We start from the raw sequence: 26,629 nt of genomic DNA, 5'->3' as shown, positions 1-26,629 counted from the left end.
GATGACCTCCATCGCGATCCCGGCGGGCATGCCGCAGTACGACGACGTGCCCCGGTTCGACGTGGCGCGGGTGCGGGCCGACTTCCCGATCCTCGACCGGGAGGTCAACGGGCACCGGCTGGTCTACCTCGACAGCGCCAACACCTCGCACAAGCCGCGGCAGGTGCTCGACGTCCTCGCCGAGCACTACGCCGTGCGCAACGCCAACGTGTCGCGCTCGGTGCACACCCTGGGCACCGAGGCGACCGAGGCGTACGAGGGGGCACGGGCGAAGATCGCCGCGTTCGTCAACGCGCCGAGCGTGGACGAGGTGGTGTTCACCAAGAACTCCACCGAGGCGATCAACCTGGTGGCGTACGCGTTCTCCAACGCGTCGCTGCGGCCCGACGCCGACCCACGGTTCCGCATCGGCCCCGGTGACGAGGTGGTGATCTCCGAGATGGAGCACCACTCGAACATCGTCCCGTGGCAGCTGCTGTGCGAGCGTACCGGCGCGACGCTGCGCTGGTTCCCGGTCACCGACCACGGCCGGCTCGACGAGTCGGGGCTGGACGACCTGGTCACCGAGCGGACGAAGATCGTCTCGCTGGTGCACACGTCGAACATCCTCGGCACGGTCAACGCCACCGCCCGGATCACCGAGCGGGTCCGTCAGGTGGGGGCGCTGCTGCTGCTCGACTGCTCGCAGTCGGTGCCCCACATGCCGGTGGACGTGGTCGACCTCGACGCCGACTTCATCGTCTTCACCGGGCACAAGATGTGCGGCCCGACCGGCATCGGCGTGCTGTGGGGCCGGGGCGAGCTGCTCGCCGCGATGCCCCCGGTGCTCGGCGGCGGGTCGATGATCGAGACGGTGACCATGGCGCGGTCCACGTTCGCCGCGCCGCCGGCGCGGTTCGAGGCGGGCACCCCGCCGATCGCCGAGGCGGTGGCGCTCGGGGCGGCCGTTGACTACCTCACCGGCCTGGGCATGCGGGCGGTGCAGTGGCACGAGAAGGAGCTGACGGCGTACGCGCTTGATGCCCTCGCCACCGTGCCCGGCCTGCGGATCTTCGGGCCGACCGTGCCGGTGGGCCGGGGCGGGACGATCTCGTTCGCGCTCGGCGACATCCACCCGCACGACGTGGGGCAGGTGCTGGACTCGCTCGGCGTGCAGGTCCGGGTGGGGCACCACTGCGCGAAGCCGGTGTGCACCCGGTTCGGCGTACCGGCCATGACGCGGGCGTCGTTCTACCTGTACACCACGACGGACGAGATCGACGCGCTGGTGTCCGGTCTCGAGCAGGTGCGGAAGGTGTTCGACTGATGCAGCTCGACCAGCTCTACCAGGAGATCATCCTGGACCACTACAAGCACCCGCACGGCCGTGGCCTGCGCGACGCCGAGGACCCGGCCGACCGGGTCGCCGAGGCGCACCACGTCAACCCGACCTGCGGGGACGAGGTGACCGTACGGGTCGCCACCGACGGCGACGTGCTGCACGACATCTCGTACGACGGCATGGGCTGCTCGATCAGCCAGGCGTCGGCGAGCGTGCTGCACGAGCTGCTGCGCGGCCGGGGCACGGGGGAGGCGTTCGCCGTGCACGAGGCGTTCGTCGAGTTGATGTCCGGTCGTGGCCAGGTCACGCCGGACGAGGACGTGCTCGGTGACGGGGTGGCGTTCGCGGGTGTCGCGCGCTATCCGGCCCGGGTCAAGTGCGCGCTGCTGCCGTGGATGGCGTTCAAGGACGCCGCGGCACGCGCGGGGGTGGGCGTGAGCCCGGAGGTGAAGGCATGAACGAGGAAACCGCCACCACGCCGGAGGCCGGTGCCGTGGCGACCGAGGGTACGGCGACCGACGGCGCGACGACCGACGGCGCGACGACGCCGGCCACCGACGGGGCTGCCCCGGCCGGCGGCGGCAAGGCGGCCCCGGGCGACATCGAGGAGGCGATGAGGGACGTCGTCGACCCCGAGCTGGGCATCAACGTGGTCGATCTCGGCCTGGTGTACGGCGTCCACGTCGACGACGACAACGTCGCCACCCTGGACATGACGCTGACCTCGGCGGCCTGCCCGCTGACCGACGTCATCGAGGACCAGACCCGGCAGGCGCTGACGACCGGCCCTGGCGGGGGACTGGTCAAGGACTTCCGGATCAACTGGGTCTGGCTGCCGCCGTGGGGCCCCGACAAGATCACGGACGAGGGCCGGGACCAGCTCCGCGCCCTCGGCTTCAACGTCTGACCCGGCCCCGCGCCGGATTCTCCGTCGAGCGCGACGCCCCGTGGGGCGCCGCGCTCGACGCGTCTCCGCCCCTGATCCGCGGCGGCGCGGAAATCGGGTGCGGGAACGTGGGGGACGGGCGCAGGATGGGCGGGTGATCGGGGCGTACCAGAAGCAGGTTGCTGTCCGCGCGCCGCGCCGGGACCGTGTCCGATGCCGTACGGTCGTCGCATGAGCAGTCGACCCGCGGCCGGGGGCGGCCGGTGGGTCGAGGTCGACCCGGCCCGCGTCGCCCGCTGGGTCGAGGGCTTCGCCGACCGGCACGGCCCGCCCAGCACCACCGTCGAGGACTACGGCCTGCTGCTCGCCGCCCCGGACGGGGCCACGGCCGAGCTGCACACCCCGCCCGGCGCCCCGGCGAGCGTCGACGTACCCGGGTTCGTGGCCGCCGCTGGCGCGCCGCGCCGGCTCGGCCTGCTGCTGGCCCGCAAGGGCGCGGTGGCAGTCGGCGTCGCCGACGGGACCGAGCTGGTCGTCTCCAAGGTGGACACCCGGTACGTGCAGGGACGCACCGCCGCGGGTGGCTGGTCGCAGCAGCGGTTCGCCCGGCGCCGGGACAACCAGGCGAAGGCTGCCCTGGGCGACGCCGTGGAGCTGGCGGTACGGCTGCTGCTGCCGGCGGCGGCGACCCTGGCCGCCCTGGTCTGCGGCGGTGACCGCCGGGCGGTGGACACCGTGCTGGCCGACCGACGGTTGGCCCCGCTCGCGGCGCTGCGCGCCGACCGGCTGCTCGACGTGCCCGAGCCCCGGCACGCGGTGCTGGTCGCCGCGGTCGGCGCGGCCCGCGCGGTGCACGTCCTGGTCCGGGACCCGGAGCGGGACACCCCGACCGGCTGACAGGTGGCCGCCGGGGACTACAGGGTGCCGCCGAAGGTGTCGCAGGACTTCGGGTCGCCGGTCTCGTACCCCTTGCTGAACCACTGCTTACGCTGCTGGGACGTGCCGTGGGTGAACTCGTCGGGGTTCACCGGGCGTCCCGAGCGCCGCTGGATGGCGTCGTCGCCGATCTTCTCGGCGGCGTCGATCGCCTCCTGGATGTCCTGCTCGGTGATGCTGGTGAAGATCTTCTGGCCCTTCGCGTCGGCCGTGCCGGTGGCGTTCTTCGCCCACGCCCCCGCGTAGCAGTCGGCCTGCAGTTCCAGCTTCACCGACAGGGCGTTGGCGTTGCCGGGGTCACGCTGCTGCTGGCGGCGCATCTGCGCCTCCGTGCCGAGTAGGTCCTGCACGTGGTGGCCGTACTCGTGGGCCAGCACGTACGGCTGGGCGAACTCGCCCCGCGCGCCGAGCTGGTCGGCGAGCAGCTGGTAGAAGGTCAGGTCGATGTAGACCAGGTCGTCGGCCGGGCAGTAGAACGGCCCGACGCCGGAGTCGGCCTGCCCGCAGCCGGTGTTGACGCCCTGGCTGAAGAAGACGGTCTTCGAGTCCCGGTACTGGTCCCCGAACGCCTCCGGCATCGCCGTGCGCCAGTACGCCTGGATCGAGTTGACGTACAGGTTGTTGCGGCAGTCGAGCTGCTGGAGGGCGTCGTCGGCAGAGCACTTCTGCTTCAGCGAGGTGTTGTCGCCCTGCCCGGACCCGCCGCCGTCGAAGGCCGCGTTCAGCCCGAAGCCGCCGCCGACCAGCGCGACCAGCACCGCGACGATAATGCCGACGATGCCGCCGCGCCCGCCGCCGATCGGGATGGGGATCCCGCTCAGGCCGCCGCCTCCGCCGGACCCCCGCCGATCGTCCACCTCGCTGGTGTCAATCTGCGCGTTCTCGTTCAGCTCCATGTTGACCCCGATCACCGACTCGTCACCGGACGCCTGGTTCCGTACCCGATGATCTTGCATGGTAATCCGGACGGCGGGCGCGCGGCGGCCCGGTACACTTGCCCCGTGCTGCGCTGCGAAGGCTGAACCGCCCCGCGCCGACGGGAAGATCCACCCGCCGGCGCTTTCGCGTGCCCTGAGTCAGCCCTTCCAGACCCCGAGAGCGAGTCCCCGAGATGATCACTGCCACCGGCCTGGAGCTGCGCGCCGGCGCCCGGATCCTGCTGTCCGACACCACCCTGCGGGTGCAGCCGGGCGACCGCATCGGCCTGGTCGGCCGCAACGGCGCCGGCAAGACCACCACGCTGAAGGTGCTGGCGGGCGAGGGTCAGCCGTACGCCGGGCAGATCGACCGGCGCAGCGCGATCGGCTACCTGCCGCAGGACCCGCGCACCGGCGACCTGGAGGTCACCGGCCGGGACCGGGTGCTCTCCGCCCGGGGGCTGGACGTGCTGATGGCCCAGATGAAGGAGTTGGAGGCCAGGCTCGCCGACGGCGGCGACGAGCGCATGGTCCGCCGGTACGGCGCGCTGGAGGACCAGTTCGCCGCGCTCGGCGGGTACGCCGCCGAGGCGGAGGCGGCCCGGATCTGCGCCAACCTCGGCCTGCCCGACCGGGCCCTCGCGCAGACCATCGGCACCCTCTCCGGTGGCCAGCGCCGCCGCATCGAGCTGGCCCGCATCCTGTTCCGCGACGCGGGCGAGAACGGCGGCGGCATCCTGCTGCTCGACGAGCCAACCAACCACCTCGACGCCGACTCGATCACCTGGCTGCGCGGGTTCCTCGCCAACCACAAGGGCGGGCTGATCGTGATCAGCCACGACGCCTCGCTGCTGGAGGCGGTGGTCAACAAGGTCTGGTTCCTCGACGCCACCCGCTCGGTCGTCGACATGTACAACCTCGGCTGGAAGGCGTACCTGGAGCAGCGGGAGACCGACGAGCGGCGCCGCCGCCGGGAGCGCGCCAACGCCGAGAAGAAGGCCGGCGCGTTGATGGCGCAGGCCGACAAGATGCGGGCCAAGGCCACCAAGACCGTCGCCGCGCAGAACATGGCCCGCCGCGCCGAGAAGCTGATCGCCGGGCTGGACGAGGTCCGGGTCGCCGACAAGGTGGCCAAGGTCCGCTTCCCCACCCCCGCGCCGTGCGGCAAGACCCCGCTCACCGCGAGCGGGCTGTCCAAGTCGTACGGGTCGCTGGAGATCTTCACCGACGTCGACGTGGCGGTGGACCGGGGCTCGCGGGTGGCGATCCTCGGCCTCAACGGCGCCGGCAAGACCACCCTGCTGCGGATCCTCGGCGGCCTGCTGGAGCCGGACACCGGCGAGGTGCGCCCCGGGCACGGGCTGCGGCTGGGCTACTACGCCCAGGAGCACGAGACGCTGGACGTGGACCGGACGATCCTGGAGCACATGCGCAGCGCGGCGTCGGAGCAGACGGACACCGACCTGCGGAAGATCCTCGGGGCGTTCCTGTTCTCCGGCGAGGACGTGGACAAGCCGGCCGGGGTGCTCTCCGGCGGGGAGAAGACCCGGCTGGCCCTGGCCACCCTGGTCTGTTCGGGCGCCAACGTGCTCCTGCTCGACGAGCCGACGAACAACCTCGACCCGGTCAGCCGGGAGCAGGTGCTCGACGCGATCGCCCGCTATCCGGGCGCGATCGTCCTGGTCACCCACGACCCGGGCGCGGTGACGGCGCTCAAGCCCGACCGGGCGATCCTGCTGCCCGACGGCGACGAGGACGCCTGGAGCGACGACCTGCTGGAACTGGTCGAGCTGGCCTGACCGGCGGCCGCCCCCGTCGATCATTGGGTTGACGCGCGGACGGAGATCGAAGACGCCGCCAACCTCATGATCACCCTCAGTCGACCAGCTCGGCCAGGCGGCCGAGCACGCCCGAGCTGACCAGGATCACCGCGCCGATCGCGACGAAGACCGCCGGGACCAGCCAGTGGCCGGCCCGGCCGACCAGTCGGACCACCCGGGGGTGGCCGCCCAGCACCGCGGCGGCGGCGCACCACGCGGCGACCAGCGCGGCGAAGACCAGCAGGTACACCAGGCCGGTGGTCGGCGTCAGGGAGCGGAACACGGGCACGTACACGGCGATGTTGTCGGCGCCGTTGGCGACGGTCACTCCGGCCACGCCGAGCAGCCCGCCGACCACGGCCGGCGGCCCGTCGTCGTCCCCGCGGGCCAGCAGGGCGCGGACGCCGAGCCCGATCGGCAGCAGGCCGAGCAGGCCGGTCCACGGGTCGGGCACCACGAGCAGTCCGGCGGCGACGACCACGGCGGCGGCGACCAGCGCGCCGATGCCCAGGTACTGACCGGCGACGATGTGCCAGGGGCGGGGCCGGCCGGTGCCCCGGGCGGCCACGAACAGCACGGTCAGCACGACGATGTCGTCGAGGTTGGTGGCGGCGAACACCAGGGCCGCGCCGGCCGCGGCGGCGAGCAGGTCGGTCACGCGAGGGAGGGTACGCACCCCGGCGCGGGCCGTGCGCCGCGTGCCACGCCGCCGTCATGCGCACGGCCCGCCGACCGCCGGCGCGCAAGGCCCGACCGGCCGGCGCGATTACCCTATCGGGTAGGCGACACTGCATAGCGTGTCGGTTGGCGAATAGTTGATATCTGGCGCATGATCGTTCGAGGCGGTCTAATAGGTGGGACCGTATCCGAACCGCACAGTCTGGGACGTGAGGAATCAGCATGGCAGCCACTGGCACAGCCACCAGCACTGAGAAGGGTCGCCGGATCGTCGGGGCCGAGCGTCAGACGCTCGCCAAGGACCTGGTAAAGCGGTACACCTCGGGGGAGAGCATCCGCGCGCTCGCGGCCTCCACCGGGCGTTCCTACGGGTTCATCCACCGGGTGCTCACCGAGTCCGGCGTGCAGCTGCGCCAGCGCGGCGGTGCCCGGCGCCGTAAGAAGGCGTGACCCGTCCTCCGACGTCGTCCATCAGCGTCGCCCTCCGGTCCGTCCGGTGATCGCCGAGACGGTCGGGGTACGACTCGACTGCGACGGGCCGGTGGCGACGGTCACGTTGTGCCGGCCCGACGTGCTCAACGCGCAGACCCCGACGATGTGGCGCGCGATGAGCGACTTCGCCCGGCAGCTCCCCGGCGACGTACGCGTCGTCGTGGTGCGCGGCGAGGGCCGGGCGTTCTCCGCCGGCCTCGACCTGTCGGTGGCCGGCGCCTCGGGGCCGGGCTCGTTCGCCGAGCTGGCGACCCTGCCCGAGCAGGAGTGCGCCGACCGGATCGCGGAGTTCCAGGCCGCCTTCACCTGGCTGCACCGGCCCGGCGTGATCTCGGTGGCGGCGGTGCAGGGCCACGCCATCGGCGCGGGCTTCCAGCTCGCGCTCGCCTGCGACCTGCGGGTGTTGGCCGCCGACGCCAGGCTGTCCATGGCGGAGGTGACGCTCGGCCTGGTTCCCGACCTGGCCGGCACGAAGCGGCTGGTCGAGCTGGTCGGCTACGCCCGCGCCCTGGAGATCTGCGCCACGGGCCGGCGGATGGACGCCGCCGAGGCCGACCGGCTCGGGCTGGCCACGCTGGTCGTGCCGAACGCCGAGCTGGACGCCGCGGTGCGCGACCTCACGGCCGGCCTGCTCGCCAACGACCGCGACGCGGTGGTGGAGATCAAGGCGCTGCTCGCGGGGGCGACCAGCCGCAGCCACGCCGAGCAGCAGCGGGCCGAGCGCGAGGCGCAGACCCGGCGGCTGCGCGATCTTGCCGGGCGGGGAGAATAGTAAGGACCGTCTGGGAAGAACCGGGTTACGGCCGAGGTTGTCGTAGTCGTCGGGAGAATTGACCCGACGGCTGCCACACGACCCGGAGGTGACGCGTGTCCAACCCGATGTCCGGCGGCGGCATGGTCGGCTGGAGCATGCTCCGCGCGATGCGCAACAAGGACGAGATCTCCGCGCACCGGCTCAAGCGGGGCACCGCCCGGCGGATCGTCGCGTTCGCCCGGCCCTACCAGCGGGACATTGTGGTCTTCCTGGTCACCGTGGTGATCGCCGCCGTGATCGGCGTGGCCACCCCGGTCCTCGCCGGTGACGTGATCAACGCGATCAGCCGGGGCGGTCCGGAGGCCGGCTCGACCGTCGTCCGGCTGGCCCTGGTCATCGCCGCCCTCGCGGTCGCCGACGCGCTCTTCTCGCTGGCCCAGCGGTGGTATTCGGCGCGCATCGGCGAGGGCATCATCCTCGACCTGCGGACCCGGGTGTACGACCACGTCCAGCGGATGCCGCTGCAGTTCTTCACCCGCACCCAGACCGGCGCGCTCGTCAGCCGGCTCAACAACGACGTCCTCGGCGCCCAGCGGGCGTTCACCTCCACCCTGTCCGGGATGGTCAGCAACGTCATCCAGCTCGTGCTCACCGCCGGGGTGATGTTCACCCTCTCCTGGCAGATCACCGCCCTGTCGCTGATCCTCCTGCCGATCTTCATCATCCCCGCCCGCCGGGTCGGCCGGCGGCTGGCCGACATCACCCGCGAGGCGTACAACCTCGACGCCAAGATGAACGCGACCATGACCGAGCGGTTCGGGGTGGCCGGGGCGCTGCTGGTGAAGCTGTTCGGCTCGCCGCAGGTCGAGGCGCGCCGGTTCGCCGGCCGGGCCGAGCGGGTGCGTGACATCGGCATCCAGTCGGCGATGTACTCGCGGACGTTCTTCGTGGCGATGCTGCTGGTCGCCTCGCTGGCCCAGGCGCTGACGTACGGCCTCGGCGGCTGGCTCGCGGTGACCGGCGGCGTCAGCGCCGGCACGGTGGTGACCCTGGCGCTGCTGCTCACCCGCCTCTACGGCCCGCTGACCGCGCTGTCCAACGTCCGGGTCGACGTGATGAGCGCGCTGGTCTCCTTCGACCGGGTCTTCGAGGTGCTCGACCTGCGCCCCGGCATCGAGGAGCAGCCCGACGCGGTGCCCGTGCCCCGGGGCAGCGGCCGGGTCGAGTTCCGCGACGTGCGCTTCCGCTACCCGAGCGCCGCCGAGGTGTCGCTGGCCTCGCTGGAGGACGTCGCCACCCTCGACCGTACGGTCAACGAGCCGGTGCTGCGGGGCGTCTCGTTCAGCGTCGAGCCGGGGCAGGTGGTCGCCCTCGTGGGTCCGTCCGGCGCCGGCAAGTCCACGCTGTCCATGCTGCTTCCCCGGGTCTACGACGTGACCGACGGGCAGGTGCTGGTCGGCGGCGTCGACGTCCGGGACGCCACCCTCGCCTCGCTGCGCGACGAGATCGGCGTGGTCACCCAGGACTCCCACCTGTTCCACGAGACCATCCGCGAGAACCTGCGCTACGCCAAGCCGGACGCCACCGACGAGGAGATCTGGGCGGCGCTGGCCGGTGCGCAGGTCGCCGACCTGGTCCGGTCGCTGCCCGACGGGCTGGACACGACGGTCGGCGAGCGGGGCTACCGCTTCTCCGGCGGCGAGAAGCAACGCATCGCCATCGCCCGGCTGCTGCTCAAGGCGCCGTCGATCGTGATCCTCGACGAGGCGACCGCGCACCTGGACTCGGAGAGCGAGGCGGCCGTGCAGCGGGCGCTGTCGGTGGCGCTGGCCGGCCGTACGGCGCTGGTGATCGCCCACCGGCTCTCCACGGTCCGCGACGCCGACCAGATCCTCGTCCTCGACGAGGGGCGGATCGTGGAGCGGGGCCGGCACGACGAGCTGGTCGCCGTCGGCGGCCTGTACGCCGAGCTGTACCGGACCCAGTTCGCCGTCGCCGACTCGCCCACCCCGTACGTCGACGCGACCGGCCCCGAGCCGGTGGTCACCATGCCGATGGCCGCCTACGTGGCCGAGGAGGCGCTGCCCCCGGCCGCCGCCAACTGATCAGTGCGCGGCACCGGTCGCGGCGCGCAGCTCCGCGAAGGCGGCGCCCAGGGTCTCCGGCGTGAAGTGCGCGTTCAGCCCGCTCGGGTTGGGCAGCACCCAGAGCCGGGCGCCGCCGAGCGGCTCCGGCTGCGGCCCGAAGGTGGCCTTCGGCCGGGCGAAGCCGATCCGGTACGCGGTCACCCCGACCACCGCCACCCACGCCGGCCGGTACCGCCGCACCTTGGCGGTGAGGGTCCGCGCGCCCTCGACCAACTCGGCGGGGGCCAGCTCGTCGGCCCGGGCGCTCGCCCGCGCCACCATGTTGGTGATTCCGAGCCCGTACCCGGGCAGCTCGTCCTGCTCGCTCGGGTGCAACTGCCGGGGCGTGAACCCGCCCCGGTGCAGTGCCGGCCAGAACCGGTTGCCGGGCCGGGCGAAGTGCCAGCCGGTCGCCGCCGACCAGAGGCCGGGGTTGATCCCGACGAACAGCACGGCCAGCCCCGACGCGATGACGTCCGGGATGGTGCGGTCCGCCGCGGCGGCCAGCTCCTCGCGGGTCGGCCGGCGATCCCTGCCGGTCTCGCGGGTCGGCCGGGGACCCCGGCCCGCCGCCCGGGGCATCAGAGCCCGCGCAGCGCGCCGCCGTCGACCGGCAGGGTGAGCCCGGTCAGGTATCCGGCGGCGGGGGAGAGGACGAACGCGGCGACCCGGCCGAACTCCGCCGGGTCGCCGATCCGGCGCAGCGGGATGCCCGCCTCCGCCTCGGCGCGGGCCTGCTCCGGGTCGCCGGCGGCCTCGAAGAGCTGCCGGTTGCGGTCGGTCATGATCCGCCCCGGGAGCAGCCCGACCACCCGCACGCCCCGGGGGCCGTACTCGTCGGCCATGTCCTTGGCCACCCCGGCCAGGCCGGGCCGCAGCCCGTTGGAGATGCCCAGCCCGGCGATCGGGCCGCGCGCCGAGGTGGACAGGACCAGCGCGATCGCCCCGCCGTCGGGCAGCGCGGCGGCGACCGTCCGGGCGGTGCGGACGGTGCCGAGGAAGACGGTCTCGAAGGACTCGCGCCACTGCGCGTCCGTGGCGCCGGCGGCGGTGCCACCGGGTGGCCCGCCGACGGAGACCAGCGCGCCGTCGAGCCGACCGAACCGCTCCCGGGCGGCGGCGACGAGCCGTTCCGGTGTGGCCAGGTCGCTCAGGTCCGCGGCCAGCCCGATCGCGTGCTCCGGCCCGCCGAGCCGGCCCACGGCCTCCGCCACCCGCTCGGGCGTCCGGGCGGAGAGCACCACCCGCGCACCGTCGGCCACCAGGCACTCGGCCGTGGCGAAGCCCAGCCCCCGCGAGGCGCCGGTCAGCACGTACACCCGGTCGGTGAGTCCCAGATCCATACGGAAGATCCTGCCGTACGCCGGGTGGGGCGGCTACCGGCGGGCCGGGCGGAGCAGGCGTACCCGGCCGGCGAGCTGCACCGCGACGGCGCCGCCGACGCGGCGCAGGGCCGGCAGCCGGCGCGGTCGCGGCGCCCCCGAGCCGGCGTAGCGGGCGCCCGCCTCCCGGACGGCCAGTTCCTCCGCGCCCAGCGGCGGCAGCTCGCCCCGGGCACGCAGGTCGCGGGCCAGATCCCAGCCGTCACGCAGCGAGCCGTTGGTGGGCCGGCCGGCCGCCCAGCGGGCGAACGTCGCCGGCCAGTCCGGGCCGAGGCCGGCGGCGAGCAGCGGCCAGTGCCGGGCCACGTCGCCGGCCCGCTTGCGCAGCAGGGCGCGCCGGGCCGCGTCGACCGGGCCCGGATCGAACCCGGGCGGCAGCGGCCCGCCCGCGACCAGCGCGGCCACCAGCTCCGCCTGCCGGGCGGCCAGGTCGCCCGGCCGGGCGGAGCCGGGCGCGCTCACGGTGCCCCCTCTGTTTGCGGCTGCGGGGCTCGCAGGACCGGCTCGCTCCTCGCGCTCACGGTGCCTCCGCTGTTCGCGGCTGCGGGGCTCGCAGGACCGGCTCGCTCCTCGCGCTCACGTGACCGCCGGGTATCCGGAGATGGCGGCGATCGCGTCCAGTTCGGCGCGCAGCTCCGGGGCGGGCGGCCAGTGCCCGTCGCGCTCGAGCAGCAGCGCCGGCGGGCGGTGCCGGTCGCAGAGCGCGGCGATCAGGTCCAGCACGGCCGGCGGAACCGGGTCGGTATGCGTGTCGTGGTAGAAACCGCCCTGCTCGGTCCCGCCCGCCACGTGCGCGTACGCCACGCGGTCCAGCGGCAGCCGGTCCAGCAGGGCCAGCGGGCCGCCGCCGCGGTTGCGGGCGTTGGCGTGCACGTTGGCGACGTCCAGCAGCAGCGTCGCGCCGGTCGCGTCGAGGATCTCGGTGAGGAAGTCCGCCTCGTCCAGCTCGTCGTCCGGCCAGTCGAACAGCGCGGCGATCGGTTCCAGCGCCAGCGGCACCGGCAGCTCCGCCTGTGCCCGGCGGACGTTGGCCACCACCGCGGCGACCGCCTCCCGCGTGCGCGGCAGCGGCAGCAGGTGGCCGGCCTCCACGCCGCCGGCCCGTACGAAGGCGATGTGCTCGCTGACCAGCGGCGCCCCGACCAGCTCGGCAACCCGCGCAAGGTGGGCGACCCGGGCCGGATCGACCGGCTCCGCGCCGCCGAGGGAGAGCTTCACCCCGTGCGGTACGACGGTGACGCCGCGCCCGGTCAGCGCGGCGAGCGCGTCCGGCAGGGGCGTGTGCGGGGCGAGCGTCTCGGCCACCACCTCCACGAACCGCAGCCCGGGCAGGTCGGCGACGAAACCGGCGATCTCGGGTCGCCAGCCGATGCCGACCCCGGCGACGCCGGACGCGCCGCGAGCCACTCCGGCGGAACGGGCCACGCCGGGGCCGGGCGCGTTTGCGGCGGTCGGGCCGGGCCCGGCTGCGTGGGTCATCCCCCGCACCCGCCGCCGCCCCCGCAACCACCGCCGCCCCCGCAACTGCTGCCCCCGCCGCACGAGCTGCTGCTTCCGCCGCACGAGCTGCCGCCGGAGGAGGTGCCGGTGCCGGTGAGGGCCTGCCGCTGGATCTCGGCCTGCTCGGCGAACCCAGGGTCGAGCGCCCAGAGGGAGGCGGTGCCGAACAGCGCCACGCCCATCGCCGCGCCGGCCGCCCCGTAGGTGGCGTACGCCGGGCTGGACGCCGGGGCAAGGTGGATGTTGCTCCGGCGCAGGTCGCGCAGGGCGGCGTTCGCCGCCCGGGTCCGCCACGGCACCCGGGCGAGCAGCACGGCCGCGATGGCCACCCCGATGATGCTGAGCAGCAGGAAGCCGACCGGCCGGTCGTTGGACAGGCCCGCGAACAGCCGGAACACGCCGAGCACGACGAGCGCGAACAGCACGAACGCCCCGCGGCGGGCGGCGACGCGCTGCGCCGGGGTGAGCGCCAGGCCCTGCCGCTGCAGGCCTTCGCGTAGCTCGCCGAGGGCCCGGGTGACCCACTCGTCCCGGGCCAGTTCCCGGGCGAGCAGGTTCCGGGAGGCGGCGTGGTGGATCGCCCGGTCCAGCGGGGTCAGCCCGGCCGGCAGGGGACCGCCGGTGGCGAGCCGTCGGTCGGGGCGTACGCCGATGGCGCCGGCGCCGCGCAGGCCGCCGAGCGCCGTCCAGATCGCCAACTGGTCGCCACCGTTGAGGAAGGCCACCTGCTGCGGGCCGAGTTGGCCGCCGCCCTTGGCGACCCGGCTGCCGGCGAGGATCGCGTTGCGGCGGGCGGCCGAGACGATGACGACCACGAGGGCCGCCAGCAGGTAGATTCCGAGGAAGGTCTGACCCGGGATGCCCCAGGTGTCTCGCGGTGCGGCGAGAACGAACATGGCTGCTCCTGTCGCGCGAGGGGGTCGCGGCCCCATTGTGGAGCAGGCCCGCCACGGCCGACCCCGCTGAGCCCGCCAGTTACCGGACCGATACGCACGCCCGCGATCGTCAGCGCCGGCGTACCGCCTCCTCGACGAGGTCCAGCACCGGGCCGAGGTCGCCGGCCGGCTGGCCCATCGCCAGGTGCAGCACCAGGCCGTCGTAGGCGAGTTCGAGGAACTGGGCCAGTACGTCGATCGGCACGTCCTCGCGGAGCACCCCGGCCTCCCGCTGGCGGGCCAGCCGCTCCCGGGTGGCCGCGGCGACGGCGGCGGAACGCTCGGCCCAGCGGCGGGCGAACGCCGGGTCGGTGCGCAGCCGGCGGGACACCTCCAGTTGGCTGCCCAGCCAGCCCGTGGTGTCCGGCGAGACGGCCCGGGCCAGCAGGTCCCGCATCACCTGGACGAGGCCGTTGCGGGCGACGGTCTCCACCATGGCGGCGGCGTCGTCCTCGGCGACGGCGAGGAAGAGGGAGTCCTTGTCGCGGAAGTGGTGGAAGATGGCGCCCCGGGAGAGACCGGTGGCCTCCTCCAACCGGCGCACGGTGGCGCCCTCGTAGCCGTGCCGGGCGAAACATGCCCGCGCGGCGGTGAGGATCTCCTGCCGGCGCGCGTCGAGCTGGTCCTGACTTACTCTGGGCACACGCCGATCGTGTCAGGTACGCGGGCGCTACGCAAACCGTACGTACGGCTTGGGATTCGGGCGCCGGGCCGTCGCGCGGGTGATCGTCGCCCGCCCTCCCGCTACCTGACTGCGGGCCAGTGTGCCGGTCTTCAGGCGGGGGTGAAGGTCCGTGCTGGGAGGGCCGCTGGGCCCGAGCAGTGCCTTAACCGGGAGGGTTCTGCTGCTCGATGTACTGTTTGATGGCGTTCAGCGGTGCCCCGCCGACCGATCCGGCGAAGTATGAGCCCGACCAGAGCTTGTTGGCCCGGTAGTAGTGGCGTAGCAGGTCGGGGAACTCCTGCCGCAGGCGGCGCGAGGATACGCCCTTGAGGCTGTTGACCAGCCGGGCCACGGCCATCTTGGGTGGGAAGTTGACCAGCAGGTGCACGTGGTTGTTCTCGCCGTTGAACTCGACCAGCTCCGCCTCGAAGTCGGCGCACACGTCTCGCATGATCGTTTCCATCCGGGTCAGGTGCCGGTCGGTGAACACGTTGTGCCGGAGTTTCGTCACGAAAACCAAGTGCACGTGCATCGCGAAAACGCAGTGTCTGCCGGTGCGGATGCGTTGAACCTCGGCCATAAACCAACATGATACAGTGATGATCGTGCAGCTTCGTTACCAGTTCCGCGTCTACCCGACGCCCCGCCAGCAGGTCGAGCTGGCGAAGGCGTTCGGGTGCGCGCGGGTGGTGTTCAACGACGGGCTGCGTGTGCGTCAGCAGGCCCGCGAGCAGGGCGAGAAGTACGTCTCGGATGCCGAACTGTCCAAGCGGGTCATCACGCAGGCCAAGCTGACGCCGCAACGGGCGTGGCGTGGACCTGGGTGCCCGGGTGGTCGTGCTGCCCGAGCTGTTCCTGCCGGCGTACCACCCGCCCACGCTCGCCGCGGACCCGGCCGGCACCGACCTGGTCGCCGCCGACGACGGCACGGTGGACGACGCCCGCCTCGACCCGCTGCGGGCCGTCGCCCGGGACAGGGCGGCCGTCGCGGTGGTCGGGGCGGCGGTGCGGCACCCGGACGGGCGGCGCGCCATCTCCGCCGTCGTCGTCGACCGCACGGGCGTGGCCCGCGCCGCGTACGACAAGCAGCAGCTCTGGGGCGACGAGCGGGAGCTGTTCCAGCCTGGCCGGCGGGGCGCGACGCTGCTGCTCGACGACTGGCGCCTCGGGCTGGGCATCTGCTACGACGGCTGCTTCCCCGAGCACGGGCGGGCCGCCGCCGCGGACGGCGCCCACGGCTACCTCTGCCCGAGCGGCTACCTCGCCGGCTCCGAGCACCGCCGGGACCTCTACTACCCCGCCCGAGCCCTGGACAACACGATGTTCGTCGTCTTCGCCAACGCCGTCGACGGCGCGGCGCCGTGGCGGTTCAACGGCGGCGCGGCGGTGTACGACCCGCAGGGCCGGCCGCTGGCCCGGGGCGCCGACACCGGCGAGGACGTGCTCGTCGCCGTCCTCGACCCGGCCGAGCTCGCGGCGACCCGCGCGGCGCACTTCATGCTGGCCGACCGCCCCGCCGGCCCCGGCTCGGCCCGCGGGTCCCTGCGCGCCTGATCCCCGCGCCGGCCACCGACGTCGACCTGCAGGACGCGAAGATCCGCCGTACCGGGCTGGACCGGTACGGCGCCGACTGGGTCGTCGTGGACAAGCCGTGGGTCGTCGACGGCCAGCTCGCCGAGGAGGTCGGAGTCAGCAAGCCCGATCCGAGGATCTTCGCGCTGGCCGCTCGGCGGGTCCGGATGCCGCTGCCCGGATCGTGGGTGGTGGGGACAGCCCCGAGGCGGTCGCCGCCGTGCTGGCCGCCTGGTCCGGCGTACGCGCGGAAATTCCGTTGCGGGGCCGACGGGCGCGGTCGAACATGGTGCGGCGCGAGGGCGCAGCCGGGCGTTCCCGGTCGAGGAGTGAGGAGGTCGGTCATGGCCGTCTTTGCAGGGCGCTTCCACCTGCCTCCACCAGCCTCGATCAAGGGATCACCAGCACAGTGCGTGACGACGACTTCCCGGTGCGGCAGCGCCGGACCCGCGGCAAGAGCCGCTTCGACGACGACGACCCCCAGTTCCTGAGGCGTGGCCGGCCCGGCGCGCCGGCCCTGACCGAGCCGGACCCCGGCCCCGGCGACGACACCCCCGGCGACGACTGGTCGACCTGGGACCAGGCGGTGCACGGCCCGGATCCGCACCCGGCCTGGCTGGTCACCGAGCTGGTCGCCCGGGACACCGAGCTCGGCGTGCTCAAGACCGGCAAGGAGGCGGACGTCCATCTCGTCCGCCGGGCCGTGCCGGAGACCGACCGGTCCTGCCTGCTCGCGGCCAAGCGGTACCGGGACGCCCAGCACCGGCTGTTCCATCGGGACGCCGGCTACCTGGAGGGCCGCCGGGTGCGTCGGTCCCGGGAGAACCGGGCGATGGCCGGGCGGACCGCCTTCGGCCGGCAGATGATCGCCGGGCAGTGGGCCGCGGCCGAGTTCTCCGCCCTGGCCCGGCTCTGGGAGATCGGCGCGGCACACGGCACCATCGCCGTGCCGTACCCGGTGCAGTTGCTCGGCACCGAGCTGATGCTGGAGTTCGTCGGCGACGCGGACTCCGGGATGGCCGCGCCCCGGCTGGCCCAGTGCCGCCCCGAGCCGGCCGAGTTGCGGTCGCTGTGGGAGCAACTGGTCGACGCGCTGGTCGTGCTGGCCCGGGCCGGCTACGCCCACGGTGACCTGTCGCCGTACAACCTGCTCGTGCACGCCGGGCGGCTGGTGATGATCGACCTGCCGCAGGTGGTCGACGTGGTGGCCAACCCGCAGGGGCCGGAGTTCCTGGCCCGGGACGTCCGGGCGGTGGGTATGTGGTTCGCGGCGCGCGGCCTGCCGGCGGGCCAGGCCGATCCCGCACCGCTGACGGAACTGCTGCTGCGTGAGGCCGGCATCCGCTGAGCGGCCGCCCGCGCGGGCGGCTCGGCGAGCCGGCCGGGCCGCCCGCGCGGGGCCGGGGCGGGCGGCGGCGTCCGCCCCGGCGCCCGACTACTGCAGGTACCGCTCGACCTCCGGCCGCGGGCGTACGCCCTGGGCGTCGGGGTCGCCGTGGGTCTGCCGCGCGGCCCGCCGCCTGCGCAGCAGGTCCCAGCACTGGTCCAGGGACTCCTCCAGTTCGCGCAGCCGGTCCTGCTCGCCCTCGGTGCCGGACTCGTTGACCTGCGCGGCCGAGCGGAGCCGGTGCTCCTCGTCGACCAGCTCGGAGATGCGCTTCAGGATGTCCTTGTCGTCCATGCCACTGAGCCTGGCACAGCCCGTGCGGCGGTGCCGGCTTTCCCGCGCCCGGCTGGGGCGAAAGAGGTGGCCCGGGGCGGCGGGCTGGGGCGGCCCGGCCCGTCGCCCCGGTCGGGGTCACGGTCCGCGCCGCGGCCGACCTGCCCGACCCCCCGCCCGCTCTGCGAGGCCGACCTGGACGCCGCCCGCGACGAGCCGGCCGACGTCGGGATGGACGAGATCGGGTACGCCGACTGGCTGGCCGCCCACTGGCACCGCCCGGACCTCGATCGGGAGCTGACGACGGTGGCCATCATGGACGGTACGATGGTGGCGTTCAGCGTCGCGCTGACCGACGGGCGGTACCGGTACCAGTCGGGGATGACGGGCACCCGGAGCGCGTGCCGCCGGCTGGGCCTGGCCCGGCTCGTCAAGCACGCCGGGCTGACCCGGGCCCGGCGGCCGGGTTCCGGCACGCGGTGACGCTCAACGACGCCGGCAACGAAGCGATGCTGGGCCTCAACCCCTGGTTCGGGTACCAGCCGGTCGCCGGCCGCCGTCGGTACGTGCGGGATTTGCACTGATGACAGCCATGCGGCGCGTCCCTTGTGGAGGCGCGCAGTTTTGCGCGCGAAAATTTCTCTCCTGCACCCCTGGAGAAGGTGCCTGCCCGGTGGCATGCTCGGACACGCCTGTGACTTTGCACAGTCGTCTCGCGACGCACCGTCGATCAGGAGAGTTCACGCAGGTGGGCACCCCGCATACCGTCCCGGCCGGCACCCGGCGCGCCAGGACCGTCCCGCTGCACCAGGTCGTGCCCGGCCTGGCGCGTGACCCCGCCCGGGCCCTGGTCGGCTTCGGAGAGCGGGCCGACGGCGAGGTCATCCGGCTCCACCTCGGATCGTTCCGCCCCTATCTGGTGAGCGAGCCGGACCACGTCCAGCAGGTGCTCAAGGACCGGGCGGAGGACTTCGCCCGCACCGGGGACGGCGCGTTCTGGCGGCCGCTCGGCCGGTTGTTCGGCGAGGGCATCCTCGGCGCGGGGCCGATCTGGGCGGACAGCCGGCGCATCCTGCAGCCGCTGTTCACCGCGAGGCGGGTCGAGGCGCTGATGGCCGGGATGGCCGAGACGATCGCCGAGGCGGTCGCCGAGCTGGACGAGCCGGCCCGGGCGGGGCGACCGGTGGACATGCTCGCCGAGCAGGCCCGGATCGTCTGCCGGGCCATCATGCGCGCGCTGTTCGCCGACCGCATCTCGGTCCCCGACGCGCTGCGCATCATGCGGGCCCAGGACGCCATCGCCACCTCGGTGATCCCCCGGTTGCTGGTGCCGTTCGCCCCCATGTGGCTGCCCATGCCCGGCGACCGGACCTTCCGCGACGCGGTGCGGTGCATCGACGAGATCCTGGTGCCGATCGTCCGCGAGGCGCGGGCGACGGCCGCGGACGGCGACGACATCATCGCCACCCTGTGGCGGGGCCGCACCGCCGACGGCCAGCCGCTGGACGAGCGGCGGGTGCGCAACGACACGGTCTCGATGGTCGCCGTGACCACCGAGACGACGATCAACGTGCTGGCGTGGCTCTGGCCACACCTGAAGCAGTCCCCCGAGATCGCCGCCCGGTTGCAGGAGGAGATCGACCGGGTGGTGGGTGGCGACCGGGTCGGGCCTGAGCACCTGCCCCGGTTGCGCTACACCCGGATGGTGCTCGACGAGTTGGTCCGGCTCTACCCGGTGGGCTGGCTGGAGCCCCGGGAGGCGACGCGCTCGACCTCCCTCGGCGGGGTGCGGATCGAGGCCGGTGCGACCCTGCTGGTCAGCCCGCTGATCACGCAGCGGATGGCCCGGCACTGGGAGCGCCCGGAGGTCTTCGACCCGGAGCGCTTCGCCCCCGAGCGGGCCCGCAGCCGGCACCGGTACGCGTTCTTCCCCTTCGGCGGCGGCCCGCACCAGTGCCTGGGAATGCACCTGTTCTACCAGGAGGCGCTCCTCATCGTGGCGAACCTGTTGAGCCGCTACCGCCTGACGGTGCGCGGCCCGGCGGTGCCCGACGTGCGACTCGCCGCCGCGCTGCGTCCCGGAAGCCGGGTGCTGCTGGAGCTGCGCCAGGTCCGACCGTTGGCCGCCGCATGAACGTCTCCACCCGTCCCGCGGTGGCGCCACCCGACCAGCTGTCCGCCGCCGCCGAGCAGGGCCGGATCTGCGCCCTCGCCGCCAAGGGGCAGCGCGACCTGCAGCGGCAGGCCGCCCGGTACCCGGACCTGTTCGCCGGCCGGCCGTTCGACGGCGCGCTGTTCAGCAACATCGCCCTGGCCATCGCGTTCGGTGCGCCCTGGTGCACCGCCGAGCAACTGCGGCTGACCAACCGGGCGGTGCTGTGGGGCTTCGCCCTCGACTGGCAGATCGACTACCTCGCCAAGTCCAGGGAGGACGTCGACCGGGTGGTGGGCGGCACCCTGGCGGTCGCCGACGGGGCCACCCCGGACGCCGACGATCCGCTCGGGCGCCTGCTCGCCGAGTTGCGCGACGAGCTGGCGACCCTGCCGGCCTTCGCCGGACTGCGCGACGCCTGGCGTGCGGCGGTACGCCGGACGGTGACCGCGATGGCCCGGGAGTGGGACTGGAAGGCAGCCCGGGAGCGGGCCGGCGCCCCGCTGCCCAGCTTCGCCGAATACCTCGACAACGCCGACAACCTCGCCTGCACCGTGGTCAACGTCGCGCACTGGATCTGGACGGGGGACGCGGCGACCCACCGGCACCTCGACGAGCTGGTGGTCGCCAGCGACGAGGTGCAGCGCGTGCTGCGGCTGGTCAACGACCTCGGCACGCACGAGCGGGACCTCGAATGGGGCGACCTGAACGCCCTGCTGCTGGTCGCCGACCGCGCCGAGGTGGAGCGGCGGACCGCCGAACTGGTCGAGCGGTGCACCGAGCTGCTGGACCGGCTGGCGCCCAGCTGCCCGGTCCAGGCGGCGTACCTCGCCCGGCAGATCGGCTTCAGCAGCGGCTTCTACCGGTCGACCGACTTCTGGGGCGAGCGATGACGCTCGCGAGGCAGTGGGTCACGACGGCCGACGCGGCCGCCGGCGACCGGTCCGAACGGGACGCGGGCACCGCGACCGCCGGCGACCGGGCGGCGCGGACCCCGTCGGCCGACGCCCGGGCCCTGGTGGCCGCGATGGCCCGCGACCCGGCCGGGCACGCCTCGCCGTCGGTCTACGAGACCGGCCGCCTGGTCAGCCTGGCCCCGTGGCTGATCCACCATGCGGAACGCGTCGAGCACCTCCTCGCCGCGCAGCGCCCGGACGGGGCGTGGGGCGGCCCGGAGGGGTACGCGCTGGCGCCGACGCTGAGCGCCGTCGAGGCCCTGCTCACGGCCCTGCGCCGGGGCGATGCCGCCTGGCTGCCCGACGCCGGCGGGCGACTGTTCCGGGCCGTGGACGGCGGGCTGCGTGCCCTGTACGGGCGGCTCCCCGGCCGGGTCGCGCTGCCCGACCTCCCGGCCACCGACCTGACCGTCCCGGCGCTGGTGGAGGCGGTCAACGGGCACCTCGACGCCCTGCGCGCCGGCGACAGCGGCCTGGCCGGCTGGCGCGGTGCCCGCCCGCTGCCGCTGCCCGCGGGGCTGGACGGGGCCCGGCTCGACCGGGTCCGCGCACTGGTCGCCACGGGCCGTCCGCTGCCCGAGAAGCTGCTGCACGCGCTGGAGGTCGGCGGTGCCGCGGCGCGCCGCGCCGGTGGGGTCGTCCTGGCCGGGCCGGGGACCGTCGGCGCGTCCCCGGCGGCCACCGCGGCCTGGCTCGGCGTACCCGAGGCAGGAGCGGCGAGCGGGGTCGCGGCGGCGGTGACCTACCTGGAGGACGTGGCCCGGCGGCAGGGCGGGCCGGTGCCGTGCGCCACCCCGATCGCCGTGTTCGAGCGAGCCTGGACGCTGAGCATCCTGAGCCGGGCGGGTCTGGCGCCGCCGGTGCCGCCCCGGCTGCTGGCCGGCCTCGGGGCGGCGATCGGCCCCGTCGGCGCCGCCACCGGTCCCGGCCTGCCCGCCGACGCCGACACCACCTCGGTGACCCTGTACGCGCTGGCCCGGCTGGGGCGCCCGGTCGACCCGTCCCCGCTGTGGCGGTACGACACGGGGGAGCACTTCTGCACCTGGCAGGGTGAGGACGGGGAGTCGGTCACCACGAACGCGCACGTGCTCGACGCGTTCGGCTGGCACCTGACGCACGGCGGGGGCGCCGATCCGCGGCTCGACCCGGTGGTGCGGCGGCTCACCCACTGGCTGGTCGACCGGCAGCTGCCGGACGGCGCCTGGCGCGACCGCTGGCACGCCTCGCCGTACTACGCCACCAGTTGCGTGGTGCTCGCCCTCACCGGGCATGGCCTGGGCTCGCAGTTGGCGGGCACGGTGGCCCGGGCCGCGGGGTGGGTGCTCGCCGGGCAACGCGCCGACGGCTCCTGGGGGCGGTGGGGCGGCACGGTCGAGGAGACCGCGTACGCCGTCCAGGTCCTTCGTGCCGCGGGAACCGCCGCGCCGGCGGATACCGGGCCCGCGCTCGCGCGCGCCCGACGGTACCTGTCCACGATGGAGGGACTCGACGGGGAGCCGGCGCTCTGGCACGACAAGGACCTGTACCGGCCCGCCGTGATCGTGGGCGCCGCGGTGGCCGCCGCCCGTCATCTCGTCCGCGACCACGCCGTCGGGACAGCCGATGGCACCGAAAGTCGGACTACCCCGTTGATCAGTGCCGCTTGAGTGAGCATTCGGACACTGCTAGCGTGCGCGCGTGGTCGATGGTGTACCGACCATGTGTGCCCGACACCCCTTTCGTACACCCGGCCAGGACGGTGTGATGCGTTCCCGCAGTACGAACCTCCGTACCAAAGTCGTCGCCCTGCTCGCGTCGCTCGTCGCGCTCTGGGCCTTCGCGGCGTGGGTGACAGTCCGGGACGGCTTCAACCTGCTCGGGGTGCAGACCCTCAACACCGAGGTCTCCGAGCCGGCTGAGCAGCTCCTGGCCCAGCTTCAGGGGGAGCGGCGGACGTCCCTGGCGTACCTCGGCCGGCCGGACGAGGCCCGGCGGGAGGCGCTCGCGTCCGAGCGGCGGCGCACCGACGAGTTGGCGGTGGCGTTCCGGGAGTCGTCCGGCGGCTGGCGGGCCGGGATGGCGGCCAGCGACACCCTCGACCAGCGGCTCGACGCGGTCTACGGGCAGCTGTCCCGGCTGTCGCAGACCCGCTCCGAGGTGGACGCCCGCAGGGCCGACCGCGCGTCCACCCACGCCGCGTACGGCGGGGCGATCCGGTCCATCTTCGACGTCTTCGCGGAGCTGGGCGTTCTCGACGACCAGGGGATCGCGGAGGACACCAAGGCGCTGATCGACCTCAACCGCGCGCGCGAGCTGCTCAGCCAGGAGGACGCCCTGCTCGCCGGCGTGCTCGCGGCGGGCCGGGTGACCCCGGCGGAGCGCGTCCAGCTGGCCCAGCTCATCGGCGGGCAGCGGGTCGCCGCCGACCTGGCGGTGAGCCGGCTGCCCGCGGCGGACCGCCAGCGGTACGCCGGGATGCTCGACGGCGCGACGTTCGAGCGCCTGCGGAGCCTGGAGGACGGGATCCTCCAGGGCCGGGGCGGCGACACCCGGCTGACGTTCGAGGCCGCGGAGTGGGACCAGGTGGTCGGCCCCGCGCTCGCGCAGTGGAACGACGTGGTGACCGCCGGCGGTGACGACGTGGTGGACCGGGCCATCCCGGTCGCCGTCGCCGTGATCAGCCGGCTGGTGCTCGCCACCGGCCTCGGCCTGCTCGCCGTCATCGCGTCGATCATCGTGTCGATCACCACCGGTCGGGCCATCCTCGGGCAGCTGGAGCGCCTGCGGGAGGCGGCCTTCACGCTGGCCAACGACCGGCTGCCGAGCGTGGTGGAGCGGCTGGGCCACGGCGAGGCGGTCGACGTCGCGACCGAGGCGCCGCCGCTGGAGTTCGGCGACGACGAGGTCGGCCAGGTGGGCAAGGCGTTCAACGTGGTCCAGGAGACCGCGCTGCGTACCGCCGTCGAGCAGGCCGAGCTGCGCCGCAACGTCCGCGAGGTCTTCCTCAGCCTGGCCCGGCGCACCCAGGCCCTGGTGCACCGCCAGCTCACCATGCTCGACGCCATGGAGCGGCGGGAGCAGGACGCCGAGGAGCTGGAGGACCTGTTCCGGGTCGACCACCTCGCCACCCGGATGCGGCGTAACGCGGAGAACCTGATCGTGCTCTCCGGCTCCACGCCGGGCCGGGCCTGGCGGCGCAGCGTCCCGATGGTCGACGTGGTCCGGGGCGCGGTCGCCGAGGTGGAGGACTACACGCGGGTCAACGTGCTGCCGCTGGGGGACGTCTCGCTCGCCGGCCGGGCCGTCGGCGACGTCATCCACCTGCTGGCCGAGCTGATCGAGAACGGCCTGTCCTTCTCGCCGCCGCACACCACCGTCGAGGTGCGCGGCCAGCTGGTGGCCAACGGCTTCGCCGTCGAGATCGAGGACCGGGGCCTCGGGATGGGCGAGGAGGACCTGGCCGCCGCGAACCACCGGATCGTGGACCGCTCCGAGCTGAACCTGGCCAACGCGTCCCGGCTCGGCCTGTACGTGGTCAGCCGGCTGACCGGGCGGCACGGCGTCCGGGTGCAGCTGAGGGAGTCCGCGTACGGCGGCACCACCGCGGTCGTGCTGATCCCGCTGGACCTGGTCGTCGACTCCGGCGACGGGGTCGGGGCCCCGGAGCACCCGGGGTGCCCGGCGCGTACCCCGGGCACCCCGGTGGTGGCGGCTCCGCCCGCCCCGGCCGCCGACCAGCCGGCCGCCCGTCCGGCCGCGCCCGTCGCGCTGGCGGAGCCCGCGGCGCTCTCCGCCGGCGGCGCCCTCGGTGCGGCGGACCCGGAGGCCGGCGGGAACGAGGCTCAACCGGGCCTGCCCACCCGCGCCCGCCCCGGCGCGGCGCCGCGACCGCTGCCGGCGGACGCCCCGGCGACGAACGCTGCCGGGCTGCCGGTACGCACCCGCCGTGGCGCCGGGCAGCCGGCGCTGGACGGCCCGACGGTCCCCGGTGGGCTGCCGGTGACCGCGCCCCGGACACCCCTGGGCGGTCCGGCCGACGCCGGCACGGACGCGGAGCCGGGGGCACCGGCCGGGTCGCCGTGGGCCCCGGCGGCGTCGCCGGCCCCGGCCCGGCTGACCGACTCGGGGTTGCCGGTGCGGGTGCGGCAGGCCAACATCGTGCCCGAGTTGCGGGACGACCCGTCCGGGCCCGAGGCGGACGAGGAGGAGGACACGCTGCGGCCGCCGGAGCAGATCCGCCGGATGATGAGCTCCTACCAGACCGGCACCCGGCGCGGGCGCACCGACGCGGCGCGGTTGCTGGGCGGCGCGGAGTCCGCCGGCGGGCCGGAGGCGGGCGAGCAGGAGACGACGTAGCGGCGGCGCGGACAGGACGCGCGCCCGTGGCGGGACGGTGGTCCCAGACGAGAACGGCGACAACAGCCGGAAAGAAGAGGACGACGAGTGGCGCAGAAGACGGCTTCGAGTGCCGACCTGACATGGTTGCTGGATGATCTGGTCGGCCGGGTGAAGCAGGCCGAACACGCTGTCGCGCTCTCCACCGACGGCTTGCTGATGGCGTCGTCGCAGGGGCTGAGCCGGGACGACGGCGAGCACCTCGCGGCGATGGCCGCCGGGATCCAGAGCCTGGCCCGGGGTGCGGGCAAGCGGTTCGGTGGCGGGCAGGTACAGCAGACGATCATCGAGATGCAGTCGTCGTTCCTGTTCGTCACGGCGGCCGGGCGCAACGCCTGTCTCGCCGTGCTGGCCTCGGAGGACGCCGACGTCGGCTTGATCGCGTACGAGATGGCCATGCTGGTGACCCGGGTGGGCAAGTACGTGGCCTCGCCGAACCGGGTTCCCGAGCAGCCGGCCGGCGAGTAGGCGATGACCGTCGCAGGGGAGCCCACGGAGGAGCAGTGGGTTGACGACCACGCCGGGCCGGTCGTCCGCCCGTACGCCGTGACGCGCGGCCGGGCCCGGCCCGTCACCGGCACGTTCGATCTGATCTCCCTGGTGACGGCCACCCGCGCGGAGGTGTCACCGGAGGTCGGGCTGGGGCCCGAGCACCTGGCCATCGTCGCGCTGTGCCAGCGGGTCCAGTCCGTCGCCGAGGTCGCCGCGCACCTGGACCTGCCGGTGGGCACCGTCCGGGTCCTGCTCGGCGACCTGGCCGCGCGCGATCTGGTGCAGGTACGCGAGCCGCGGGCGACCGCTGGCCTTCCCGACGACAGCGTTTTCGAGGCGGTTATCAATGGACTACGGGCACTCTGAGCGGCCGGCCGGCGCCGCGCCGCTGCCCACCGCGATCAAGATCCTCATCGCGGGCGGGTTCGGCGTCGGCAAGACCACCATGGTCGGCGCGGTGAGCGAGACACGCCCGCTGCGCACCGAGGAGGTGCTGACCGAGTCCGGGGTCGGGATCGACGACCTGTCCGGCGTGGAGCGCAAGGCCACCACCACCGTGGCGATGGACTTCGGCCGGATCACCATCAGCGACGACCTGGTGCTCTACCTGTTCGGCACGCCGGGGCAGGACCGGTTCTGGTTCGTCTGGGACGAACTGGCGCTCGGCGCGCTCGGCGCCGTGGTGCTCGCCGACACCCGGCGGCTGGCCGACTGCTTCCCCTCGATCGACTACTTCGAGGGGCGCGGGACCCCGTTCGTGGTCGCCGTGAACTGCTTCGAGGGCGCCCGCCGCTACCGGCTGGACGAGGTGCAGGCGGCCCTCAACCTGGACCCGGGGGTCCCGGTGCTGCTCTGCGACGCCCGGCAGCGGGAGTCGAGCAAGGAGGTGCTGATCACCCTGATGGAGCACGCCATGAAGACCCGCGAGGCCCGCCGCCGCGCCGCCAACGGCGGAAAGTAGCCCACACCGGACGATGAAGGGGCCCCTGGTCGACCAGGGGCCCCTTCCCTT

The 26,629-nt window shown here is 74.3% G+C and carries 28 protein-coding genes and 1 pseudogene; 19 read left to right on the top strand and 10 right to left on the bottom strand.

What is annotated here, in order from left to right; genetic code table 11:
• Position 1 precedes the first annotated feature (1 nt).
• From JD77_RS02345 to JD77_RS02330, 4 genes are all read left to right on the top strand, one after another.
• Positions 2-1,306 carry a cysteine desulfurase gene (locus JD77_RS02345; protein ID WP_145772825.1) on the top strand — a complete coding sequence of 435 codons (1,305 nt, stop codon included), beginning with the start codon at positions 2-4 and terminating at the stop codon, positions 1,304-1,306.
• Complete coding sequence (gene sufU / locus JD77_RS02340) at positions 1,306-1,779, top strand: Fe-S cluster assembly sulfur transfer protein SufU (RefSeq protein WP_145772824.1); 474 nt, start codon at positions 1,306-1,308, stop codon at positions 1,777-1,779. Before JD77_RS02345 ends, sufU begins: the two co-directional genes overlap by 1 nt.
• Entirely contained in the window at positions 1,776-2,228 is a 453-nt protein-coding gene (locus tag JD77_RS02335; protein WP_145772823.1) for a metal-sulfur cluster assembly factor, read from the top strand. The genes sufU and JD77_RS02335 overlap by 4 nt, the downstream gene beginning before the upstream one ends.
• Before the next feature lie 210 nt (positions 2,229-2,438).
• Complete coding sequence (locus JD77_RS02330; RefSeq protein ID WP_145772822.1) at positions 2,439-3,104, top strand: acVLRF1 family peptidyl-tRNA hydrolase; 666 nt, start codon at positions 2,439-2,441, stop codon at positions 3,102-3,104.
• A 17-nt stretch (positions 3,105-3,121) separates the two neighbouring features.
• Here the strand turns inward: JD77_RS02330 and ypfJ are convergent, their stop codons facing one another.
• Positions 3,122-4,039, bottom strand: a complete 918-nt coding sequence (gene ypfJ / locus JD77_RS02325) for a KPN_02809 family neutral zinc metallopeptidase (RefSeq protein WP_145777385.1) — start codon at positions 4,037-4,039, stop codon at positions 3,122-3,124.
• A 215-nt stretch (positions 4,040-4,254) separates the two neighbouring features.
• Between ypfJ and JD77_RS02320 the strand changes: the two genes are divergently transcribed.
• Positions 4,255-5,859, top strand: a complete 1,605-nt coding sequence (locus JD77_RS02320; RefSeq protein WP_145772821.1) for an ABC-F family ATP-binding cassette domain-containing protein — start codon at positions 4,255-4,257, stop codon at positions 5,857-5,859.
• Between the two features lie 76 nt (positions 5,860-5,935).
• On the opposite strand, the gene JD77_RS02315 is transcribed toward JD77_RS02320, so the two are convergent.
• Entirely contained in the window at positions 5,936-6,538 is a 603-nt protein-coding gene (locus JD77_RS02315; protein WP_211372470.1) for a cadmium resistance transporter, read from the bottom strand.
• A gap of 242 nt (positions 6,539-6,780) precedes the next feature.
• Between JD77_RS02315 and JD77_RS02310 the strand changes: the two genes are divergently transcribed.
• The 3 genes from JD77_RS02310 to JD77_RS02300 all read left to right on the top strand — a co-directional run bounded on the left by JD77_RS02310 (position 6,781) and on the right by JD77_RS02300 (position 9,909).
• On the top strand, positions 6,781-7,008 hold the full coding sequence (locus JD77_RS02310) for a helix-turn-helix domain-containing protein (RefSeq protein WP_007462679.1): 228 nt from the start codon (positions 6,781-6,783) through the stop codon (positions 7,006-7,008).
• Between the two features lie 46 nt (positions 7,009-7,054).
• A complete protein-coding gene (locus tag JD77_RS02305; protein WP_145772819.1) occupies positions 7,055-7,822 on the top strand; it encodes an enoyl-CoA hydratase/isomerase family protein in 768 nt (255 codons plus the stop codon).
• A gap of 107 nt (positions 7,823-7,929) precedes the next feature.
• Positions 7,930-9,909 carry an ABC transporter ATP-binding protein gene (locus JD77_RS02300; protein ID WP_145777384.1) on the top strand — a complete coding sequence of 660 codons (1,980 nt, stop codon included), beginning with the start codon at positions 7,930-7,932 and terminating at the stop codon, positions 9,907-9,909.
• Here the strand turns inward: JD77_RS02300 and mug are convergent, their stop codons facing one another.
• From mug to tnpA, 7 genes are all read right to left on the bottom strand, one after another.
• Positions 9,910-10,512: a G/U mismatch-specific DNA glycosylase gene (gene mug, locus JD77_RS02295; protein WP_211372469.1), complete on the bottom strand. Its 603-nt coding sequence runs from the start codon at positions 10,510-10,512 to the stop codon at positions 9,910-9,912. It abuts the gene before it with no gap.
• The gene (locus JD77_RS02290) at positions 10,512-11,273 is read right to left on the bottom strand and encodes an SDR family oxidoreductase (protein WP_145772818.1); all 762 of its coding nucleotides are present in this window, start codon (positions 11,271-11,273) and stop codon (positions 10,512-10,514) included. The genes mug and JD77_RS02290 overlap by 1 nt, the downstream gene beginning before the upstream one ends.
• 33 nt (positions 11,274-11,306) lie before the next feature.
• Positions 11,307-11,774 carry an SCO6045 C-terminal-like domain-containing protein gene (locus JD77_RS02285; protein ID WP_145772817.1) on the bottom strand — a complete coding sequence of 156 codons (468 nt, stop codon included), beginning with the start codon at positions 11,772-11,774 and terminating at the stop codon, positions 11,307-11,309.
• A gap of 114 nt (positions 11,775-11,888) precedes the next feature.
• Positions 11,889-12,791, bottom strand: a complete 903-nt coding sequence (locus JD77_RS02280; protein ID WP_145772816.1) for an MbnB/TglH/ChrH family RiPP precursor modification enzyme — start codon at positions 12,789-12,791, stop codon at positions 11,889-11,891.
• Positions 12,788-13,708 (bottom strand): TIGR04222 domain-containing membrane protein, encoded by a 921-nt coding sequence (locus JD77_RS02275; RefSeq protein ID WP_145772815.1) that lies wholly within the window; start codon positions 13,706-13,708, stop codon positions 12,788-12,790. Before JD77_RS02275 ends, JD77_RS02280 begins: the two co-directional genes overlap by 4 nt.
• 109 nt (positions 13,709-13,817) lie before the next feature.
• Positions 13,818-14,390: a TetR/AcrR family transcriptional regulator gene (locus JD77_RS02270; protein WP_145772814.1), complete on the bottom strand. Its 573-nt coding sequence runs from the start codon at positions 14,388-14,390 to the stop codon at positions 13,818-13,820.
• A 184-nt stretch (positions 14,391-14,574) separates the two neighbouring features.
• The gene (tnpA, locus tag JD77_RS02265) at positions 14,575-14,991 is read right to left on the bottom strand and encodes an IS200/IS605 family transposase (protein WP_145772813.1); all 417 of its coding nucleotides are present in this window, start codon (positions 14,989-14,991) and stop codon (positions 14,575-14,577) included.
• Between the two features lie 19 nt (positions 14,992-15,010).
• On the opposite strand from tnpA, the pseudogene JD77_RS34635 reads away from it, so the two are divergent.
• The 3 genes and pseudogenes from JD77_RS34635 to JD77_RS02245 all read left to right on the top strand — a co-directional run.
• Positions 15,011-15,142 (top strand): annotated as a pseudogene (locus JD77_RS34635) (helix-turn-helix domain-containing protein); the annotation flags it as partial.
• Between the two features lie 82 nt (positions 15,143-15,224).
• Positions 15,225-15,965 carry a carbon-nitrogen hydrolase family protein gene (locus JD77_RS02255; RefSeq protein WP_145772812.1) on the top strand — a complete coding sequence of 247 codons (741 nt, stop codon included), beginning with the start codon at positions 15,225-15,227 and terminating at the stop codon, positions 15,963-15,965.
• 427 nt (positions 15,966-16,392) lie between these two features.
• Positions 16,393-17,331, top strand: a complete 939-nt coding sequence (locus JD77_RS02245; protein WP_145772811.1) for a serine protein kinase RIO — start codon at positions 16,393-16,395, stop codon at positions 17,329-17,331.
• A gap of 87 nt (positions 17,332-17,418) precedes the next feature.
• On the opposite strand, the gene JD77_RS02240 is transcribed toward JD77_RS02245, so the two are convergent.
• Positions 17,419-17,664: a DUF2630 family protein gene (locus JD77_RS02240; protein WP_145772810.1), complete on the bottom strand. Its 246-nt coding sequence runs from the start codon at positions 17,662-17,664 to the stop codon at positions 17,419-17,421.
• A gap of 30 nt (positions 17,665-17,694) precedes the next feature.
• Here JD77_RS02240 and JD77_RS02235 point away from each other — a divergent pair, with 30 nt between their 5' ends.
• The 8 genes from JD77_RS02235 (at position 17,695) to JD77_RS02205 (ending at position 26,578) form a co-directional block, all read left to right on the top strand.
• On the top strand, positions 17,695-18,126 hold the full coding sequence (locus tag JD77_RS02235) for a hypothetical protein (RefSeq protein ID WP_145772809.1): 432 nt from the start codon (positions 17,695-17,697) through the stop codon (positions 18,124-18,126).
• A gap of 265 nt (positions 18,127-18,391) precedes the next feature.
• Positions 18,392-19,777, top strand: a complete 1,386-nt coding sequence (locus JD77_RS02230; RefSeq protein WP_387227167.1) for a cytochrome P450 — start codon at positions 18,392-18,394, stop codon at positions 19,775-19,777.
• A complete protein-coding gene (locus JD77_RS33270) occupies positions 19,774-20,688 on the top strand; it encodes a terpene synthase family protein (RefSeq protein WP_246140502.1) in 915 nt (304 codons plus the stop codon). The genes JD77_RS02230 and JD77_RS33270 overlap by 4 nt, the downstream gene beginning before the upstream one ends.
• 134 nt (positions 20,689-20,822) lie before the next feature.
• A complete protein-coding gene (locus JD77_RS02225) occupies positions 20,823-22,397 on the top strand; it encodes a prenyltransferase/squalene oxidase repeat-containing protein (RefSeq protein WP_387227179.1) in 1,575 nt (524 codons plus the stop codon).
• A 97-nt stretch (positions 22,398-22,494) separates the two neighbouring features.
• Entirely contained in the window at positions 22,495-25,086 is a 2,592-nt protein-coding gene (locus JD77_RS02220; protein ID WP_145772807.1) for a sensor histidine kinase, read from the top strand.
• 87 nt (positions 25,087-25,173) lie between these two features.
• Positions 25,174-25,593: a roadblock/LC7 domain-containing protein gene (locus tag JD77_RS02215; RefSeq protein ID WP_145772806.1), complete on the top strand. Its 420-nt coding sequence runs from the start codon at positions 25,174-25,176 to the stop codon at positions 25,591-25,593.
• Positions 25,594-25,596: 3 nt separating this feature from the next.
• On the top strand, positions 25,597-25,983 hold the full coding sequence (locus tag JD77_RS02210; protein WP_145772805.1) for a DUF742 domain-containing protein: 387 nt from the start codon (positions 25,597-25,599) through the stop codon (positions 25,981-25,983).
• The gene (locus JD77_RS02205) at positions 25,964-26,578 is read left to right on the top strand and encodes a GTP-binding protein (RefSeq protein ID WP_145772804.1); all 615 of its coding nucleotides are present in this window, start codon (positions 25,964-25,966) and stop codon (positions 26,576-26,578) included. Before JD77_RS02210 ends, JD77_RS02205 begins: the two co-directional genes overlap by 20 nt.
• Positions 26,579-26,629 lie beyond the last annotated feature (51 nt).

Source organism: Micromonospora olivasterospora, from assembly GCF_007830265.1.
GTDB lineage: Bacteria > Actinomycetota > Actinomycetes > Mycobacteriales > Micromonosporaceae > Micromonospora > Micromonospora olivasterospora.
The sequence above is the reverse complement of the archived record's forward strand: the minus strand, read 5'-3'. Positions and strand labels throughout refer to the sequence as shown.

Excerpts from the sequence above, each read along its gene's own strand:
- JD77_RS02345 (WP_145772825.1), top strand. The coding sequence starts at position 2 with ATGACCTCCATCGCGATCCCGGCGGGCATGCCGCAGTACGACGACGTG.
- sufU (WP_145772824.1), top strand. The coding sequence starts at position 1,306 with ATGCAGCTCGACCAGCTCTACCAGGAGATCATCCTGGACCACTACAAG.
- JD77_RS02335 (WP_145772823.1), top strand. The coding sequence starts at position 1,776 with ATGAACGAGGAAACCGCCACCACGCCGGAGGCCGGTGCCGTGGCGACC.
- JD77_RS02330 (WP_145772822.1), top strand. The coding sequence starts at position 2,439 with ATGAGCAGTCGACCCGCGGCCGGGGGCGGCCGGTGGGTCGAGGTCGAC.
- ypfJ (WP_145777385.1), bottom strand. The coding sequence starts at position 4,039 with ATGGAGCTGAACGAGAACGCGCAGATTGACACCAGCGAGGTGGACGAT.
- JD77_RS02320 (WP_145772821.1), top strand. The coding sequence starts at position 4,255 with ATGATCACTGCCACCGGCCTGGAGCTGCGCGCCGGCGCCCGGATCCTG.
- JD77_RS02310 (WP_007462679.1), top strand. The coding sequence starts at position 6,781 with ATGGCAGCCACTGGCACAGCCACCAGCACTGAGAAGGGTCGCCGGATC.
- JD77_RS02300 (WP_145777384.1), top strand. The coding sequence starts at position 7,930 with ATGTCCGGCGGCGGCATGGTCGGCTGGAGCATGCTCCGCGCGATGCGC.
- mug (WP_211372469.1), bottom strand. The coding sequence starts at position 10,512 with ATGCCCCGGGCGGCGGGCCGGGGTCCCCGGCCGACCCGCGAGACCGGC.
- JD77_RS02290 (WP_145772818.1), bottom strand. The coding sequence starts at position 11,273 with ATGGATCTGGGACTCACCGACCGGGTGTACGTGCTGACCGGCGCCTCG.
- JD77_RS02280 (WP_145772816.1), bottom strand. The coding sequence starts at position 12,791 with ATGACCCACGCAGCCGGGCCCGGCCCGACCGCCGCAAACGCGCCCGGC.
- JD77_RS02275 (WP_145772815.1), bottom strand. The coding sequence starts at position 13,708 with ATGTTCGTTCTCGCCGCACCGCGAGACACCTGGGGCATCCCGGGTCAG.
- tnpA (WP_145772813.1), bottom strand. The coding sequence starts at position 14,991 with ATGGCCGAGGTTCAACGCATCCGCACCGGCAGACACTGCGTTTTCGCG.
- JD77_RS02240 (WP_145772810.1), bottom strand. The coding sequence starts at position 17,664 with ATGGACGACAAGGACATCCTGAAGCGCATCTCCGAGCTGGTCGACGAG.
- JD77_RS33270 (WP_246140502.1), top strand. The coding sequence starts at position 19,774 with ATGAACGTCTCCACCCGTCCCGCGGTGGCGCCACCCGACCAGCTGTCC.
- JD77_RS02225 (WP_387227179.1), top strand. The coding sequence starts at position 20,823 with ATGGCCCGCGACCCGGCCGGGCACGCCTCGCCGTCGGTCTACGAGACC.
- JD77_RS02220 (WP_145772807.1), top strand. The coding sequence starts at position 22,495 with ATGCGTTCCCGCAGTACGAACCTCCGTACCAAAGTCGTCGCCCTGCTC.
- JD77_RS02210 (WP_145772805.1), top strand. The coding sequence starts at position 25,597 with ATGACCGTCGCAGGGGAGCCCACGGAGGAGCAGTGGGTTGACGACCAC.
- JD77_RS02205 (WP_145772804.1), top strand. The coding sequence starts at position 25,964 with ATGGACTACGGGCACTCTGAGCGGCCGGCCGGCGCCGCGCCGCTGCCC.